Origin of the sequence: Xanthobacter tagetidis, from assembly GCF_003667445.1 — a bacterium.
Taxonomy (GTDB): Bacteria; Pseudomonadota; Alphaproteobacteria; order Rhizobiales; family Xanthobacteraceae; genus Xanthobacter; species Xanthobacter tagetidis.
The window spans coordinates 1-15,100 of record NZ_RCTF01000034.1; the positions used below are offsets into that span (position 1 = coordinate 1).

At 67.7% G+C, this 15,100-nt stretch carries 12 protein-coding genes; 10 read left to right on the forward strand and 2 right to left on the reverse strand.

Going from position 1 to position 15,100, the window contains the following annotated elements; translation table 11 throughout:
- Window positions 1-240: 240 nt before the first annotated feature.
- Both D9R14_RS22565 and D9R14_RS22570 read right to left on the reverse strand, forming a co-directional pair.
- Window positions 241-822 carry a YqaA family protein gene (locus tag D9R14_RS22565; RefSeq protein WP_121625904.1) on the reverse strand — a complete coding sequence of 194 codons (582 nt, stop codon included), beginning with the start codon at window positions 820-822 and terminating at the stop codon, window positions 241-243.
- A 679-nt stretch (window positions 823-1,501) separates the two neighbouring features.
- Entirely contained in the window at window positions 1,502-2,533 is a 1,032-nt protein-coding gene (locus D9R14_RS22570) for a 2-dehydropantoate 2-reductase (protein WP_121625907.1), read from the reverse strand.
- Between the two features lie 275 nt (window positions 2,534-2,808).
- On the opposite strand from D9R14_RS22570, the gene D9R14_RS22575 reads away from it, so the two are divergent.
- The 10 genes from D9R14_RS22575 (at window position 2,809) to sucC (ending at window position 15,051) form a co-directional block, all read left to right on the forward strand.
- A complete protein-coding gene (locus D9R14_RS22575) occupies window positions 2,809-3,660 on the forward strand; it encodes an IclR family transcriptional regulator (RefSeq protein ID WP_121625909.1) in 852 nt (283 codons plus the stop codon).
- A 243-nt stretch (window positions 3,661-3,903) separates the two neighbouring features.
- Window positions 3,904-4,917: a Bug family tripartite tricarboxylate transporter substrate binding protein gene (locus tag D9R14_RS22580; protein WP_184759689.1), complete on the forward strand. Its 1,014-nt coding sequence runs from the start codon at window positions 3,904-3,906 to the stop codon at window positions 4,915-4,917.
- Window positions 4,918-5,121: 204 nt separating this feature from the next.
- The gene (locus D9R14_RS22585) at window positions 5,122-5,646 is read left to right on the forward strand and encodes a tripartite tricarboxylate transporter TctB family protein (protein ID WP_121625913.1); all 525 of its coding nucleotides are present in this window, start codon (window positions 5,122-5,124) and stop codon (window positions 5,644-5,646) included.
- A gap of 266 nt (window positions 5,647-5,912) precedes the next feature.
- Window positions 5,913-7,379, forward strand: a complete 1,467-nt coding sequence (locus D9R14_RS22590; RefSeq protein WP_210313941.1) for a tripartite tricarboxylate transporter permease — start codon at window positions 5,913-5,915, stop codon at window positions 7,377-7,379.
- A gap of 342 nt (window positions 7,380-7,721) precedes the next feature.
- Complete coding sequence (locus D9R14_RS22595) at window positions 7,722-8,357, forward strand: GntR family transcriptional regulator (protein WP_121625927.1); 636 nt, start codon at window positions 7,722-7,724, stop codon at window positions 8,355-8,357.
- A 66-nt stretch (window positions 8,358-8,423) separates the two neighbouring features.
- Window positions 8,424-10,163, forward strand: coding sequence for an oxalyl-CoA decarboxylase (gene oxc, locus D9R14_RS22600; RefSeq protein ID WP_121625917.1), 1,740 nt, complete (start codon window positions 8,424-8,426; stop codon window positions 10,161-10,163).
- 175 nt (window positions 10,164-10,338) lie between these two features.
- Complete coding sequence (frc, locus tag D9R14_RS22605; protein WP_121625919.1) at window positions 10,339-11,616, forward strand: formyl-CoA transferase; 1,278 nt, start codon at window positions 10,339-10,341, stop codon at window positions 11,614-11,616.
- A gap of 97 nt (window positions 11,617-11,713) precedes the next feature.
- Complete coding sequence (locus D9R14_RS22610; RefSeq protein WP_121625921.1) at window positions 11,714-12,169, forward strand: PAS domain-containing protein; 456 nt, start codon at window positions 11,714-11,716, stop codon at window positions 12,167-12,169.
- Between the two features lie 112 nt (window positions 12,170-12,281).
- On the forward strand, window positions 12,282-13,532 hold the full coding sequence (gene frc / locus D9R14_RS22615; protein WP_121625923.1) for a formyl-CoA transferase: 1,251 nt from the start codon (window positions 12,282-12,284) through the stop codon (window positions 13,530-13,532).
- Between the two features lie 316 nt (window positions 13,533-13,848).
- Entirely contained in the window at window positions 13,849-15,051 is a 1,203-nt protein-coding gene (sucC, locus tag D9R14_RS22620; RefSeq protein ID WP_121625925.1) for an ADP-forming succinate--CoA ligase subunit beta, read from the forward strand.
- Window positions 15,052-15,100: the final 49 nt, after the last annotated feature.

Sequence of the window (15,100 nt, forward strand, 5' to 3'; positions counted from 1 at the left end):
ACGTAGGCCTGGGGCTGGGACGGATCGAACACCTTGCCGAGGATGGTGTGCTTGATGGACGCCGAGGCCGGCGCGGCCAGCCCCATCTCCTTCATGCGCTTGGCTGCGTCGGTGGCGAGGAACACCTCGGCGCCGGAACGGCGACGCCCGGCGGCGCCGCGGCCGGCACCGCCTCGGTGCTGTCGCGGCCGGCGGGCACGGCGCCATAGCGATCCGGCCGGCACCGGCCGGCCGGCGCCGTCAGAACAGGTAGACCGCCGCCACCAGGCCGAGCACGACCACGGCCAACAGGCCGAGGGTGACGAGGCCGAGCCGCTTCTCGATGAATTCCCGCGCGCGCGGCCCGAAATGGTGCAGCAGCGCGGCGAGGATGAAGAAGCGCGCGCCGCGGGTGATGAGCGAGAGCACCACGAACCAGAACAGGTTGTAGTCGGCGAAGCCCGAGGTGATGGTCACCAGCTTGTAGGGAATGGGCGTCAGCCCCTTCAGCAGGATCACCCAGTGGCCGTAATGGGCATAGGCGGCGCGGAACTGCTCCACCTTGTCGCCGTAGCCGTAGAGGTTGATGAGGAACTTGCCGACGCTGTCATAGAGCAGCGCGCCGATGGCGTAGCCGACCAGCCCGCCCAGCACCGAGGCGATGGTGGCGATGGCGGCGTAGCGCCAGGCCTTGTCCGGCCGCGCCAGGGTCATGGGCACCTGGAGCACGTCGGGCGGCACCGGGAACACGGAACTCTCCGCGAACGAGACCACCGCCAGCGCCCATGGCGCCGAGGGCTTGGCCGAATAGGCGATCACCCAGTCATAGAGCTTGCGGAGCATGCCGGCGCCTTGCTGTGCGTTGCAACAATGCCCCTCGCTTAGGCGCTCGACCCCGGCGAGTAAAGGCGCTGCCGCAATCCTTGCGCGATGTGTCCAGGCGGCCACAGACACCCCGCGCGGCGGCGTGTAAGAGGGCGCGCGTCGCGGCTGTGTGCTTGCGGTGATTCGCGTGCGTTTCGAAACGCGCGCGAAGCGGACCGCAGGCGCAAGGGCTGCGCTGGCGAATGCGCAAGGATGAACGGGACCCAAAAGCTCCGTTCAGCGTTCGTCGGGCTTAACCGGATTAGAACCCGCACCTTGGCAGCATGTTGCGCTGGCCGGGCGGGGACGGTTCGGAGCGGTCTGGAAGACGAGGGCAGGGGTTCGAGATGATTAAGCGAATTGTTGTGTTTGCTGCGCTTGTGATGGGTTACGTGCTCACCGGAATGGCGCTCAATGCGGGTCAGGCGGATCGCGGCCCGATCACCGTCGAGGCGGCCGCCGACTGAGCCGCGCCCGCCGGCGTCCCCGCCGGCGGCTCCGTTCCGCGCCTGAAAGCGCGTTCTTCAAGTCTTCCTTAAGCACCCAAGTAAAAATCGCTTCGCCCGCGCTGCGGCTTCGCCGAGCGGCGGGGCGCCTTGCGTGCGACCTCAGCCGGACCTCGCCCCTCTCCCGCGTGCGGGGAAGGGGGCGCGGCGCGTCAGTGCGGCTTGCCGATGGGCAGGTCGGCGGCGGTCAGCGGCGGGCTGGCGAGGTGCCCGCCGAGGCCGGAGATTGCGGCGCGCTGGCGCACCAGGGCCAGCACCGTGTCGAGGGTGGGGGTCGGCATGTCGAGCATGCGGCCCATCTCCTGGACCACGCTCACCAGCGGATCGATCTCCATCGGCCGGTCGCGCTCCAGGTCCTGGAGCATGGAGGTCTTGTGCGCGCCCACGGCGCCGGCGCCATTGATGCGCCGCTCCACGTCGACCCGGAACCGGATGCCCAGCTTCTCGGCGATGGCCTGCGCCTCCAGCATCATGCCGCGCGCAACGGCGCGGGTGCCGGGATCGGCGGCGATCACGTCGAGGGTGGCGTGGGTGAGGGCGCTGATCGGGTTGAAGCACAGGTTGCCCCACAGCTTCAGCCACAGCTCGTCGCGGATGTTGGGCATCACCGGCGCGCGCAGGCCGGCGCTCTCCATCAGCTCGGCGAGCGCCTTCACCCGCGGCGTCACCTCGCCGGACGGCTCGCCGAGCGGGAACTTGTCGCCGTAGATGTGCTGGATCACGCCCGGCGCCACCACCTCGGTGGCAGGATAGACGATGCAGCCGAGCGCGCGCTCGGGCCGCAGCACCTCCCACTGGCGGCCGGCGGGGTCGATGGTCTCCAGCGTGCGGTTCTCCAGCGCCCCGCCATGCTTGTAGAAATACCAGTAGGGCACGCCGTTCACGGCGGTCACGACCGAAGTGTCGTTGCCGAGCAGCGGGCGCATCTTCTCCACCACGCTCGGCACCGAATGGGCCTTGAGCGCGATGATGACGTAGTCCTGGGGGCCGAGCTCGGCCGGATCGTCGGTGGCGCGCACCCGGGCCACCCGCTCCTCGCCATTGATGAGCAGCTTCACGCCGTTGGTCTGCATGGCCTCCAGGTGGCCGCCGCGCGCCACGAGGCTCACCTCCGCGCCGGCCCGGGCCAGTTCCACGCCGAGATAGCCGCCGATGGCGCCGGCGCCGTAGATGCACACCTTCATCGCCCGTTCCTCCTCATGTTTCCCGCATGGTGTATTATGTATGCCAGATAATGAGACGTGATGCCGCCCCCACCAGCTTGGCGTCCACCATAGCAATGGAAATTAATCCCGTAACGTGGAAATTTGTCACAGGCTGCGCGCACCCGGACTTGCGCTTAACCTAAGGGCGACGGCGCGCGGGGAATCGCCCCTCCCGGGGCAGCCCGCCGCGACGGACAAGAAGGAGCCGCCGCCCGCCGTTCTCCGGTGCGCGGCAGGCCTGCGAGGGAGGATCCATGCCCGACAGTGACGTCGCGCCCCGGCGCCGCGGACGCCCGGCCTCGGCCGGAGGGGAGGGGGGCGCCGAGGTCCAGTCCCTGGATCGCGCCATCACGCTGCTGCGCGTCATCGCCGACGACGACGGCATGACGCTGGCCGACATCGCCCGCGCGGCGGACCTGCCCATCTCCACGGTCCACCGGCTGCTGGCGACCCTGGAGCGGCGCCAGCTGGTGAGCCACGATCTGTCCACGGGGCTGTGGACCGTGGGGCTCGGCCTGTTCCGCGTCGGCGCCGCCTATCTGCGCATCCGCAAGCTGCCGGACATCGGCCGGCCGGTCATCCGCAAGCTGCTGCACGAGGTGGAGGAGACGGTGAACCTCTCCATGTTCGACGGCATGGAGCTGGTGGTGGTCGCCCAGGCGGAGGCGCACGCGCCGGTGCGCGCCTTCTTCCGGCTCGGCGTGCGCCTGCCGCTGCACGCGACCGCGGCCGGGAAATGCGTGCTCGCAGCGGCAAGCCCCGGCTTTCGCGGCGCGTGCCTCGCCCAGATCCGGTTCGAGCCGTTCACGCTGCGCACCCACCGCTCCGAGCGCGACCTCATGGACGACGTCGCCCGCATCGCCGAGCGCGGCTATGCGGTGGACGACGAGGAGCATGCGGACGGGATGAAGGCGGTGGCGGCGCCGATCCTCAACGAATGGCGCGAGCCGCTGGGCGCGGTCTCGATCGCGGCGCCGGCGGTGCGCATGAGCGAGGATCGGATCGCCCGGATCGGGCGCCGCGTGATAGCCGCCGCAGATCAGATGACGCGCCTTTACTCGGGTGCGGACGAGGCTGTGCCCCCGGAATTCGCCGCCTATCGCTGACCGGGATTCCGGCAGGAGGTGCCGGGAAACGGTCGCAAATTATTGGTATACATTATTTAATATTTCAAAGAATGTATTTGGACGACCAAATCCGGCATTGCAAATTCCAATTGACAGAAGTGACATACAATATACTCTTTCCAGGCTGGACCTTAAGGTTCGCCAAAAAATGTAACGATCATAATAAGTTACGTTTTGATCCGCGGGCACTGACATCGCGGACGATCCGGGAGGAAAATCGAGATGAAATTGTCAATTGCTTCGGCATTCAGGAAAAGCGTGGCCGCAGCGGCGGTCGCTGCCGTGATGGCGCCGCTCGGCGCCTTGGCGTGGGAGCCCACGAAGACGGTCGAGTTCATCGTCCCGGCCGGCACCGGCGGCGGCGCCGACCAGATGGCGCGGATGATCCAGGGCATCATTCAGAAGAACAACCTGATGAACCAGTCCCTGGTGGTCATCAACAAATCCGGCGGCGCGGGCGCCGAGGGCTTCCTCGACGTGAAGGGGTCCGCCAACAACCCCCACAAGATCATCATTTCCCTGTCGAACCTCTTCACCACGCCGCTCGCCACCGGCGTGCCGTTCAAGTGGGACGACATGACCCCGGTCTCGATGCTGGCGCTCGACGAGTTCGTCCTGTGGGTGAACGCCAAGGCGCCCTATGACGACGTGAAGGGCTTCCTCGCCGCCATGGCCGCGGCCCCCGCCGACGCCCCGTTCAAGATGGGCGGCACCGGCTCCAAGCAGGAAGACCAGATCATCACCGCCGCGATCGAGCAGAAGACCGGCAAGAAGTTCATCTACGTTCCGTACAAGGGCGGCGGAGACGTCGCGGCGCAGCTCGTGGGCGGCCACGTGACGGCCTCGGTCAACAACCCCATCGAGGCGGTGTCGCAGTGGCGCGCGGGCGAGCTGAAGCCGCTGTGCGTGTTCGACGAGCAGCGCCTGCCCTACAAGGAGCCGGTGACGGCCAAGATGTCCTGGGGCGACATTCCGACCTGCAAGGAGGCCGGCCTCGACATCGAATACCTGATGCTGCGCGGCATCTTCATGCCGCCCAAGGCCACCAAGGAGCAGGTCGAATACTTCGTGAACCTGTTCAAGAAGGTGCGTGAAACTCCCGAATGGAAGGAGTTCATGCAGAAGGGCGCGTTCAACACCACCGCTCTCACGGGTCCGGAATACACGGCCTGGCTCGGCAAGGCCGCGGCCACCCACAAGACCCTGATGGAGAATGCGGGGTTCGTGGCCAAGTAGGCCCGATCCAGCAGGCCCGATCACGCTGGCTTGGCCAGTCAGGCCGGGCCGGCAAAGCATGGCGAAGTGAACGTGGCCAGATGAGCGTGGCGACGTGACGGTTTCGGCTCCGCGGCCCCTGCCGCGGAGCCCCCGTCCCCCCATGCGCCAAGGCCTCCGGAAAAGCCCGGCCGCGTGCCGGATGAGCGAGCCAAGGACGCCCAGATGACCGATCACGCACATGGCGATCACGCCACCGATTCGACCGAGAAGACCGTCACCAACCGCACCATGGACGTGGTCGTGGCGCTCGCCTTCATGGGCCTCGCCGCAGTGGTGATGTCCGACAGCTGGCGCATCGGCGCCCGCTGGGCGAGCGACGGCCCGGAGGCGGGCTATTTCCCCTTCTATGTGGGGCTGTTGATGTTCATCGCCAGCGCCGGCACCCTCGCCACCGCGCTGTTCACCAAGCACCCCGACCTCGGCAACTTCGTCGACCGCAGCCAGCTGAAGTCGGTGATGCAGGTGCTGGTGCCGACCTGCATCTACGTGGGCCTGATCTTCGTGCTGGGCATCTATCTGGCCTCGGCGATCTTCATCGCCTTCTTCATGTGGTGGCTCGGCAAGTATCCGATCGCGAAGATCATCCCGGTCTCCATCGGCGTGCCGCTGATGCTGTTCATGATGTTCGAGGTCTGGTTCCTGGTGCCGCTCCCCAAGGGCCCGCTCGAGACCGCCCTCGGCTACTGATCTCGCGCGCCCGGCAGCCGGACGCGCCAGGCTTTCCGGAAGGAAGCCGCAGTTCCCCCGGAGGCGTCGCCCGCGTCGGCGCGCCCCGCAGGGGAGCCAAGTTCACCCGCGCCGTCCTGGCTCAGCCGGGCGCATCAAGGGTGGCCCTGAACCCTGGATAGAACACGCGCACGCCGAAGGCGCGCATAAGCGCCGACGCGTTTGGGAGGAAGCCCGTGGAAGCGCTCTCGTCACTCATCGGAGGGTTCAGCGTTCTCGCTGACCCAATGAACATCGTCTACATGTTCGTCGGCATCACGCTCGGTGTGCTCATCGGCGTGCTTCCCGGCCTCGGCGGCGCCAACGGCGTCGCCATCCTCCTTCCGCTGACCTTCTCGATGACGCCGGTCTCGGCCATCATCATGCTCTCCTCCATCTATTGGGGAGCGCTGTTCGGCGGCGCCATCACCTCGATCCTGTTCAACATCCCGGGCGAGCCCTGGTCGGTGGCGACGACGTTCGACGGGCATCCCATGGCCCAGAAGGGCAAGGCCGGCGAGGCGCTCACCGGCGCCTTCACCGGCTCCTTCATCGGCGCCTTCTTCGCGGTGCTGCTCATCACCTTCCTCGCGCCGGTGATCGCCAAGTTCGCGCTGCAGTTCGGCCCGGCCGAATTCTTCGCGGTCTACCTCCTCACCTTCTGTTCCTTCGTGGGCATGGGCAAGGAACCTCCGTTCAAGGTCATCGCCGCCATGATGCTCGGCTTCGCCCTCGCGGCGGTGGGCATCGACACCGTGACGGGCCAGCTGCGCATGACGTTCGGGTCGGTGGAGCTGCTGCGCGGCTTCGACTTCCTCGTGGCGGTCATCGGCCTGTTCGGCGTCGGCGAGATACTGCTCACCATGGAGGAAGGCCTCGCCTTCAAGGGCAAGAGCGCGTCCATCAACGCCCGCGTCGTGTTCCAGACCTGGGCCAAGCTGCCGAAATACTGGGTCGGCTGCCTGCGCTCGGCCATCGTCGGCTGCTGGATGGGCGTGACCCCCGGTGGCGCGACGCCGGCCTCCTTCATGAGCTACGGCCTCGCCAAGAAGTTCTCCAAGAACGGACGCAACTTCGGCAAGGGCGAGCTCGAAGGCGTGGTGATGCCGGAAGTGGCGGCGCATGCCGCCGGCACCTCGGCGCTGCTGCCCATGCTCACCCTCGGCATCCCCGGCTCGCCCACCGCGGCGGTGCTGCTGGGCGGCCTTCTGATCTGGGGTCTCCAGCCCGGCCCGCTGCTGTTCGTGGAGCAGAAGGACTTCGTGTGGGGCCTCATCGCCTCGATCTATCTCGGTAACATCGCCGGGCTGATCGTGGTGCTGACCACCGTGCCGATCTTCGCCGCCATCCTGCGCATCCCGTTCAGCGTCATCGCCCCGATCATCCTGGTGATCTGCGCGGTGGGCGCCTACACGGTGCACAATGCCGGCCTCGACATCGCGGTGATGCTGATCTTCGGCGTGATCGGCTACCTGTTCAAGAAGCTGAACTATCCGCTGGCCCCGCTGGTGCTGGCGCTGGTGCTCGGCGACATGGCGGAGAGCTCGTTCCGCCAAGCGATGCTGGTGTCCCAGGGCAACCTCAGCATCTTCTGGTCCAACCCGCTGGTGGGCTCCATCGTCACCCTCGCGCTGGTGATGCTGTTCTGGCCCATCATCGGCGCCGTGATGCAGCGCCTGCGTCCGGGCGGCGAGAAGCCGGCCGCGGCCGAGTGAGCCGACGCGACCCGGCCGGCAGCGGCCGGGTCGCCGCCTCCGCCTGGCGCCCGCTTTCCGCGGCCCCGCTCCCGCACGCCAAGGCGGACGGCGGGGAAGCCGGGGGCAGGGACGCAGGCCGGAGCCGGCGCGGCCGGCGGGCCGCCCGGGTTGCTGCAGTGCGGAACCTTTTCCCGGCGCTCCGCCATTGCATCCCCGACTTGAATACAATACACAGTATTTCACCGACGGCGCCCGCCCGGAAGAGGCGGCGCCCAGGAGGAGGAACCCCAGGCCGTGCATCAGGTTGCTGAGCCACCGAAGCTGAACGTGGAGCCGCTCGAGGCCGCCACGAGCCTGCGGATGCTCGCCTACGAGGCGCTGAAGCGCGCCATCACGGAAATGGACATCTACGGCTCCGCCAAGGAATTCCGCCTCGACGAGCGTCAGCTCTCGGAGGACCTCGGTGTCAGCCGCACGCCCATCCGCGAGGCGATGACGGTGCTGGAGCAGGAGGGCTTCGTGCGCTCGGTGCCGCGGCGCGGCATCTTCGTCGTGCGCAAGACCAAGCGCGAGATCCTCGACCTGATCGTCGTGTGGGCCGCGCTCGAAAGCATGGCCGCGCGTCTCGCCGCCGCCGCGGCCACCGAGGCGGAGATCACCGGCCTGCGCCGTCTCTTCAACGACTTCAAGGAAGAGACCGCGGCCGAGCAGGTGAACGAATATTCCAAGGCCAACATCGCCTTCCACCAGGCGATCCTGCGCATGGGCGGCTGCCGGCTCATCGTCGACATGACCGGCAACCTGTTCCTGCACATGCGGGCCATCCGCGAGGTGTCGATCCGCCAGGAGAACCGCTTCGAGATCTCCATGCGCGAGCACACGGCGATCATCGATGCCCTGGAGGCGCGCGATGCCGACCGCGCCGAGCGCCTCGTGCGCGAGCACGCCATGGGGCTTGCCGCCCACGTGGAGAGGCACGGAATGTTTCCCGAATGAGCGCGGCCCCGCCGCGCCGTCGATCGAAGAACAGCTGAAGCCGAACAAAATTTCTGGGAGAGCGTGATGTCCGCCATCGCAAAGACCATCGAAGCCGAAGCCCCCGCCGCCGAGCAGGAGCTGACCGACGGCTTCCACCTCGTCATCGACGCGCTGAAGCTTAATGGCATCGATACCATCTATGGCGTGCCGGGCATCCCGATCACCGACCTCGGGCGCTTCGCCCAGTCGGAAGGCATCCGCGTCGTCTCGTTCCGCCACGAGCAGAATGCCGGCAACGCCGCCGCCATCGCCGGCTTCCTCACCAAGAAGCCGGGCGTGTGCCTCACCGTGTCGGCGCCGGGCTTCCTCAATGGCCTGACCGCGCTCGCCAACGCCACCACCAACTGCTTCCCCATGATCCTCATCTCGGGCTCCTCCGAGCGCGAGATCGTCGACCTCCAGCAGGGCGACTATGAGGAGATGGACCAGCTCGCCATCGCCAAGCCGCTGTGCAAGGCCGCCTTCCGCGTGCTGCACGCGGCGGACATCGGCATCGGCGTCGCCCGCGCGATCCGCGCGGCGGTCTCCGGCCGTCCGGGCGGCGTGTATCTCGATCTGCCGGCCAAGCTGTTCGGCCAGGTGATGGACGCGGCCGAGGGCGAGCGTTCCCTGGTCAAGGTGATCGACGCCGCCCCGGCGCAGATCCCGGCGCCCGAGGCGGTGGACCGCGCGGTGGCGCTGCTGAAGGCCGCCAAGAAGCCGCTGGTCATCCTCGGCAAGGGCGCCGCCTATTCCCAGGCCGACGAGGAGATCCGCAGCTTCGTCGAGAAGACCGGCATCCCCTTCCTGCCCATGAGCATGGCCAAGGGCATCCTGCCCGACACCCATCCCCAGTCCGCGGGCGCCGCGCGCTCGCTGGTGCTGAAGGAAGCGGACGTGGTGATGCTGGTGGGCGCGCGCCTCAACTGGCTTCTGTCCCACGGCAAGGGCAAGACCTGGGGCCCGGCGGGCAGCCAGAAATTCATCCAGATCGACATCGAGCCGCGCGAGATGGACTCGAACATCGAGATCGCCGCGCCCATCGTCGCCGACATCTCTTCGGCCATGGCCGCGCTCAACGCCAAGGTGGGCGGCTGGGCCGGCGCGCCGAAGGAGTGGCTCGCCACGGTGAGCGAGAAGAAGGACGCGAACATCGCCAAGATGGCGCCGCGCCTCATGAAGAACTCGGCTCCCATGGACTTCCACTCGGCGCTGGGCGCGCTGCGCACCATCATCAAGGAGCGCCCCGACGCGATCCTGGTGAACGAGGGCGCCAACACCCTCGACCTCGCCCGCGGCATCATCGACATGTACCAGCCGCGCAAGCGTCTGGACGTCGGCACCTGGGGCGTCATGGGCATCGGCATGGGGTTCGCCGTCGGCGCAGCGGTGGAGACCGGCAAGCCGGTGCTCGCGGTGGAAGGCGACAGCGCCTTCGGCTTCTCCGGCATGGAGGTGGAGACCATCTGCCGCTACGACCTGCCGGTCTGCATCGTCATCTTCAACAATAACGGCATCTATCGCGGCACCGACACCGACCCGAACGGGCGCGATCCCGGCACCACGGTGTTCGTGAAGGACGCCCGCTACGACAAGATGATGGAGGCCTTCGGCGGCGTCGGCGTCCACGTCACCACGCCGGACGAGCTGTCCCGCGCGGTGAACGCGGCGATGGACTCGGGCAAGCCGACCCTCATCAACGCGGTGATCGACCCCACCGCCGGCAGCGAGAGCGGCAATATCGGCAGCCTCAACCCGCAGAGCGTGGTGAAGCGCAAGAAGTGAGGCCGCAGGCGGCCCGCCTCGCGCGGCGCCGCCTGATGGCTCCCCGAGGTTCGCGGCGCAGCCACGAGCCCGATGGTTCAAGACGGCGAAGGACCGGGCAAGCCCGGCGGAAACCCCAAGGCCGACATCCTCAGGAGCGGGTGACCGAACCAGTCAAGGCGAAGTGAGAAACGAGATGGGCAAGGCATTGGAGGGGGTCCGCATCCTGGACTTCACCCACGTTCAGTCGGGACCGAGCTGCACCCAGCTGCTCGCCTGGTTCGGCGCGGACGTCATCAAGGTGGAGCGTCCCGGCGAGGGCGACGTGACGCGCGGCCAGCTGCGCGACGTGGCCGGCGCGGACAGCCTCTATTTCACCATGCTCAACGCCAACAAGCGCTCCATCACCCTCGACACCAAGAACCCGCAGGGCAAGGCGGTGCTGGAAGAGCTGGTGAAGAAGTGCGACGTGCTGGTCGAGAACTTCGCTCCCGGCGCGCTGGAGCGCATGGGCCTCGGCTGGAAGCGCCTGTCCGAGATCAATCCGCGCCTCATCCTCGCCTCGGTGAAGGGCTTCGGCCCCGGCCCGTTCGAGGACTGCAAGGTCTATGAGAACGTCGCCCAGTGCGCCGGCGGCGCCGCCTCCACCACCGGCTTCCGCGACGGCCTGCCCATGGTGAGCGCGGCGCAGATCGGCGACTCGGGCACCGGCCTCCATCTGGCGCTGGGCATCGTCACCGCGCTGTTCCAGCGCGAGCACACCGGGCGCGGCCAGAAGGTCATGTGCGCCATGCAGGACGCGGTGCTGAACCTGTGCCGGGTCAAGCTGCGCGACCAGCAGCGCCTCGCCAACGGACCGCTGCGCGAATACAGCCAGTTCGGCGAGGGCGTGCCGTTCGGCGAAACCGTGCCGCGCGCCGGCAACGATTCCGGCGGCGGCCAGCCCGGCCGCATCCTGCGCTGCAAGGGCTGGGAGAACGATCCCAACGCCTACATCTACTTCATCACCCAGGCGCCGGTCTGGGAGAAGATCTGCGACGTCATCCACGAGCCAGAGTGGAAGACCGATCCCAATTACGCGACGCCGGCCGCGCGCCTGCCGCACCTCAACGAGATATTCACGCGCATCGAGGCGTGGACCATGGCCCACACCAAGTTCGAGGCCATGGATATCCTCAACACCTACGACATCCCCTGCGGTCCCATCCTTTCCATGAAGGAGATCGCCGAGGACACCTCGCTCTACGCCACCGGCACGCTGGTGGAAGTGCAGCATCCCGCCCGCGGCAGCTATGTCACGGTCGGCAACCCCATCAAGCTCTCCGACAACGACGTGCCCGTGGAGCGGGCGCCGCTGCTCGGCGAGCACACGGACGAGATCCTCGGCGAGGTGCTGGGGCTCGATGCGGAATCCATCGCGGTCATCAAGCAGACCGGCGCGCTCGGCGCGCTGCTGCGCGAGGCCGCGGAATAGCAAACGCCTCGGCGGGCGGGCGCCTGAGGCGCCGCCGCCGCCCGCACGGCGCCCCGGCGCCGCGCGGGAGCCGGCCAGGACCGGAAGAGTGGACGCGATGACCTCGGAACACGTTCAGGTGGACCACGCTCAGCTGCTGGACGCCGTCGGCGACGCAATTGTCGTCTGCGACGGGGCCGGCGCGATCATCCTCTGGAACGCGGGCGCCGAGCGCATGTTCGGCTTCACCAAGGAGGAGGCGCTCGGCGCCTCGCTCGACATCATCATCCCCGAGCGCCAGCGCAAGCGGCACTGGGACGGCTATTACGAGACCATGCGCACCGGCGTGACGCGCTATGGCAGCGCGCTCCTGCGCGTCCCGGCCCTGCACAAGGACGGGCATGCCCTTTCCATCGCCTTCACGGTCGCCCTGCTGTCCGGCGCGGACGGCAGGCCGACCAGCATCGTCTCCATGATCCGGGACGAGACGGAGCGGTGGAAAGAGGAGCGCGCGCTGCAGCGCCGCGTGGCCGAGCTGGAGGCCAAGGTCGGCCAGACACCGGCTCCACAATAGCCGGGCGAACCGGCAGGTCGCGGCCGGCGGCGCTCCGTCGGTCTTTTCGTTTTGCGCGGGTCCCACCGGGTGCCCGCGCAGGGTTTAGGTAACGCTTGAAAGGGAACTGAACATGTCGAAGCCATTGGAAGGCATCAAGATCATCGACTTCACCCACGTCCAGGCCGGCCCGGCCTGCACCCAGCTCCTGGCCTGGTTCGGTGCGGACGTCATCAAGGTGGAGCGTCCCGGCTCCGGCGACGTGACGCGCAACCAGCTGCGCGACATCTCCAATGCCGACGCGCTCTACTTCACCATGCTGAACTCCAACAAGCGCTCCCTCACCCTCGACACCAAGACCCCCGAGGGCAAGGACGTGCTCACGAAGCTCATCAAGGAGAGCGACGTGCTGGTGGAGAATTTCGGCCCCGGTGCGCTCGACCGCATGGGCTTCACCTGGGAGCACATCAAGGAGCTGAACCCGGGCATGATCGTCGCCTCGGTGAAGGGCTTCTCCGACGGCCACCACTATGAAGACCTGAAGGTGTACGAGAACGTCGCGCAGTGCGCGGGCGGCGCCGCCTCCACCACCGGCTTCTGGGACGGCCCGCCCACCGTGTCGGCTGCGGCGCTCGGCGATTCGAACACCGGCATGCACCTCGCCATCGGTATCCTCACCGCGCTCCACCAGCGCAACAAGACCGGCAAGGGCCAGAAGGTCGCCGTGTCCATGCAGGACTCGGTCATCAACCTCTGCCGCGTGAAGCTGCGCGACCAGCAGCGCCTCGACCGTGTGGGCTACCTGGAGGAGTATCCCCAGTACCCGCACGGCACGTTCTCGGACGTGGTGCCGCGCGGCGGCAATGCGGGCGGCGGCGGCCAGCCGGGCTGGGTGCTGAAGTGCAAGGGCTGGGAGACCGATCCCAACGCCTACATCTACTTCACCGTGCAGGAGCAGGCGTGGGGCAAGGTGGCGGAAGCCATCGGCAAGCCGGAGTGGAAGGACGACCCGGCCTACAGCACCGCCCGTGCGCGCCAGGACAAGATCTTCGACATCTTCGCCGTGATCGAGGCGTGGCTGGCCGACAAGACCAAGTTCGAGGCGGTCGACATCCTGCGCAAGTTCGACATCCCCTGCGCCCCGGTGCTCACCATGAAGGAGATCGCCGAGGACGAGTCGCTGCGCAAGAGCGGCACCATCGTCGAGGTGGACCACAAGGAGCGCGGCAAGTACCTCACCGTCGGCAGCCCGATCAAGTTCTCCGACATGAGCGTCGAGATCACCGGCTCGCCGCTGCTGGGCGAGCACACCGACGAGGTGCTGTCCGAGCTCGGCTATTCGGACGAGCAGATCAAGGCCATGCACGCCGGCCGCGTGGTCTGATCCTGACGGACTGAGCAACCCGCCCCCTCTCCCGCTTGTGGGGGAGGGCCGGGAGGGGGCCGACGCTCTCCGCCTCGACCAGCCCCCTGTGTCGAGGCCGCGTTCCCGCTCCCATCCCTCCCCCGCACGCGGGCGAGGGCTCTGCCTTGCGCTATGGCCCGAAGGGTCGCGCGGCATCCGCCTCTTGCGGCGGAACCCCGACGCGAGAGCGCGTCTGCTTCCCGTTCGACATCCTGCCCGCCGCGCGTCACGCCGCCGGAGCCCAACCGGCCGGCGCGCTTGCGCGTGCATGGCCAGATCCGGAGGCAGTGCCCCCATGAACATCCACGAATATCAGGCCAAGGAGATTCTGCGGGCCTACGGCGCCCCGGTGACGCGCGGCCTCGCCGCCTTCTCGTCGCAGGAGGCGGAGACCGCGGCGCAGACGCTCGGCGGCATCGCCTTCGTGGTGAAGGCGCAGATTCATGCCGGCGGGCGCGGCAAGGGCACGTTCAAGGAACTCCCCGCGGGCGCCAAGGGCGGCGTGCGCGTGGTGAGGACCCCGGCCGACGTGAAGGCGAGCGCCGCCGAGATGCTCGGCCACACGCTCGTCACGCTCCAGACCGGGCCGTCCGGCAAGCAGGTGGGGCGCCTCTATGTGGAGGAGGGCGCCTCCATCGACAAGGAATTCTACCTCTCCATGCTGGTGGACCGCGCGTCCTCGCGCGTCGCATTCGTGGTCTCCACGGAAGGCGGCATGGACATCGAGGAGGTGGCCCATTCCAGCCCTGAGAAGATCGTCACCTTTTCGGTCGACCCGGCCACCGGCATCCAGCCGCTGCACGGCCGCAAGGTGGCGCAGGCGCTCGGCCTTTCGGGCGACCTCGGCAAGCAGGCGGTGACGCTCACCGCGAGCCTGTTTGAGGCCTTCACGCAGACCGACATGAGCCTTTTGGAGATCAACCCGCTGGTGGTGACGAAGGACGGCCGCTTGGTCTGCCTCGACGCCAAGGTCTCTTTCGATTCCAACGCGCTCTTCCGCCATCCGGACGTGGCCCAGCTGCGCGACGAGAGCGAGGAGGACGCCAAGGAGATCGAGGCGTCGCGCTACGACCTCTCTTACATCGCGCTCGACGGCACCATCGGCTGCATGGTCAACGGCGCGGGCCTCGCCATGGCCACCATGGACATCATCAAGCTCTACGGCATGGAGCCGGCGAACTTCCTCGACGTGGGCGGCGGCGCCACCAAGGAGAAGGTGACGGCGGCGTTCAAGATCATCACCGCCGACCCGAACGTGGAAGGCATCCTGGTCAACATCTTCGGCGGCATCATGCGCTGCGACGTGATCGCCGAGGGCGTCATCGCCGCCGTGCGCCAAGTGGGGCTGACCGTTCCGCTCGTGGTGCGCCTCGCCGGGACCAACGTCGAAGAAGGCAAGAAGATCATCCGCGAGAGCGGGCTCAACGTGATCCCCGCCGATGACCTGGACGATGCGGCGCAGAAGATCGTCGCGGCCGTGAAGAAGGAAGCTGCGTGATGTCCGTGCTCATCAACAAGGACACCAAGGTCATCACCCAGGGCTTCAC

Excerpts from the sequence above, each read along its gene's own strand:
- D9R14_RS22565 (WP_121625904.1), bottom strand. The coding sequence starts at position 822 with ATGCTCCGCAAGCTCTATGACTGGGTGATCGCCTATTCGGCCAAGCCC.
- D9R14_RS22570 (WP_121625907.1), bottom strand. The coding sequence starts at position 2,533 with ATGAAGGTGTGCATCTACGGCGCCGGCGCCATCGGCGGCTATCTCGGC.
- D9R14_RS22575 (WP_121625909.1), top strand. The coding sequence starts at position 2,809 with ATGCCCGACAGTGACGTCGCGCCCCGGCGCCGCGGACGCCCGGCCTCG.
- D9R14_RS22580 (WP_184759689.1), top strand. The coding sequence starts at position 3,904 with ATGAAATTGTCAATTGCTTCGGCATTCAGGAAAAGCGTGGCCGCAGCG.
- D9R14_RS22585 (WP_121625913.1), top strand. The coding sequence starts at position 5,122 with ATGACCGATCACGCACATGGCGATCACGCCACCGATTCGACCGAGAAG.
- D9R14_RS22590 (WP_210313941.1), top strand. The coding sequence starts at position 5,913 with ATGAACATCGTCTACATGTTCGTCGGCATCACGCTCGGTGTGCTCATC.
- D9R14_RS22595 (WP_121625927.1), top strand. The coding sequence starts at position 7,722 with ATGCTCGCCTACGAGGCGCTGAAGCGCGCCATCACGGAAATGGACATC.
- oxc (WP_121625917.1), top strand. The coding sequence starts at position 8,424 with ATGTCCGCCATCGCAAAGACCATCGAAGCCGAAGCCCCCGCCGCCGAG.
- frc (WP_121625919.1), top strand. The coding sequence starts at position 10,339 with ATGGGCAAGGCATTGGAGGGGGTCCGCATCCTGGACTTCACCCACGTT.
- D9R14_RS22610 (WP_121625921.1), top strand. The coding sequence starts at position 11,714 with ATGACCTCGGAACACGTTCAGGTGGACCACGCTCAGCTGCTGGACGCC.
- frc (WP_121625923.1), top strand. The coding sequence starts at position 12,282 with ATGTCGAAGCCATTGGAAGGCATCAAGATCATCGACTTCACCCACGTC.
- sucC (WP_121625925.1), top strand. The coding sequence starts at position 13,849 with ATGAACATCCACGAATATCAGGCCAAGGAGATTCTGCGGGCCTACGGC.